Source organism: Mesorhizobium sp. M7D.F.Ca.US.004.01.2.1 (genome assembly GCF_003997785.1).
Taxonomy (GTDB): Bacteria; Pseudomonadota; Alphaproteobacteria; order Rhizobiales; family Rhizobiaceae; genus Mesorhizobium; species Mesorhizobium loti.
In genome coordinates this window covers 1-1,481 of the sequence record NZ_RZRQ01000639.1, presented here as the reverse complement: position 1 = coordinate 1,481, position 1,481 = coordinate 1, and the positions used below count along the sequence as shown (strand labels likewise).

The following is a 1,481-nucleotide window of genomic DNA, read 5'->3' as shown; positions in this document are numbered from 1 at the left end:
TGCCGCTTCCTCGGCTGGTCGAGAAGGCTCCGTTGACGGCGACGGCCTGGCCGCCTTTGCTGGCGCTGGTTTGGCCGGTTGCGGGTTCGGCACCAGCGCGACATTTATTGCCGGCGGGTCCTTGTCCAGCGCGCTGCCGACCACCTTGGTGCCCGACTGATCACTGCCTTCCGACTGCATAGCGTCCTGGAAACCGGATGTCACTGAAGGCGAGATCAGAAAAGCCGCTGCCACCGCGGCGTGGAGCAGACAGGAGATGACGATCGCTGCCGTCCATTTGCGGTTCCAGGCCGACGGCTGCGGCAGCGCAAGCGGCTCGGTTGGTTTTATGGCCAGCTCGGTGCCGGCGTTAGGGAGGGGGCTGATATGATGCATGTCTCGCCACGAGACCTGCAGCGACAAGAGCAGAATTGTCAAATCAAGATCGTTCGCTGGCAGCGGCAGTCGACGGTGGCCGGCAATTGGCCACGCCACGGTGTTTTGCAGGAATGCGGGATGCAGTCCCACCTCAGACGCCGAAAGCGATATCGGTCCTGGTGTCCGTCTTCAGCTTGCGCATGCAGGCATTCGGTTCGACGCCGGTACCGGTGCATTCGGTCGCGCTGTTGATCAGCACGCGGCTGACTTTCGAACATTCGGTGCCGGCCAGATCGAAACGCGTCACCTTGGTCTTGCCGGCTGGTAATTCCTTGAAATCGAGCACGGTCAGCCGGTCGACGACGCCAGCCTCGTTGAACAGGGCGATCTCGAACGCCGCCTTGGACAGGTCGGCGCCGAGATTGTTGTTGACCACGAACGTCAGGCGGCAGCCCTTGTCGGAAGGCTGCGCGCCGTTGAGTTCGAGGCTGAGTGCGGGGACTGGCGCGGACTCTTGTGCCCATGCCGGAACCATCGCAAGCGACATCGCCAGCGTCGAGGTCAGTTGACGAAGGGATGTCGTCAAGCTCGTCATTGTCATCAGCCTCCAAATCGCATCGTTGCCGCCAGCTTGAGCGTTATGCCCGGCTCATAGACCGCAGCTGTCGTGCTGCCGTTGAGCGGGTTGGCGTATTTGACATCGAACAGATTGTCGGCGCGGAAATCGACCTTGAGATTATCGGTCGCCTGATAGCTCGCGAAGGCATTGACCAGCGTGTAGTCTTTGGCCACCGCATTGCCCTTCGGCTTGCCGTTGTACTGCACTTCGCCGCCGACAGTCAGTTTATCCTCGAGGAAGCGCAAGCCGAGCTGCGCCGTGACCTGGGAGGAGGGAATCGTGGCGAGATCTGCGCGGTCGCCTTCATACGATATGGTATGACCATTGACGATGGATGCCGAAAGTCCGGCATAGCCCCATGCCGCGTCGTAAACGCCTTCCATTTCGAAGCCGTTGATCTTGGCCTTGGCGAAATTCTGATACTGGAAGCAGATCGGGATGCCGGGGCCGAACGGGCAGCCGCTGGTCGGGTCGAACGCGGACAGCGTCACGCCTTCGATATAGT

2 protein-coding genes and 1 pseudogene are annotated in these 1,481 nt (G+C 61.0%); all 3 read right to left on the bottom strand.

Annotation, left to right across the window (positions count from 1 at the left end):
- Positions 1-417 (bottom strand): annotated as a pseudogene (locus tag EN993_RS35725) (energy transducer TonB); the annotation flags it as partial.
- A 91-nt stretch (positions 418-508) separates the two neighbouring features.
- On the bottom strand, positions 509-952 hold the full coding sequence (locus tag EN993_RS35720) for a hypothetical protein (RefSeq protein ID WP_127266234.1): 444 nt from the start codon (positions 950-952) through the stop codon (positions 509-511).
- Between the two features lie 5 nt (positions 953-957).
- A partial coding sequence (locus EN993_RS35715) for a TonB-dependent receptor (RefSeq protein WP_127266233.1) occupies positions 958-1,481 on the bottom strand: 524 nt, incomplete at its 5' end.

Excerpts from the sequence above, each read along its gene's own strand:
- EN993_RS35720 (WP_127266234.1), bottom strand. The coding sequence starts at position 952 with ATGACGAGCTTGACGACATCCCTTCGTCAACTGACCTCGACGCTGGCG.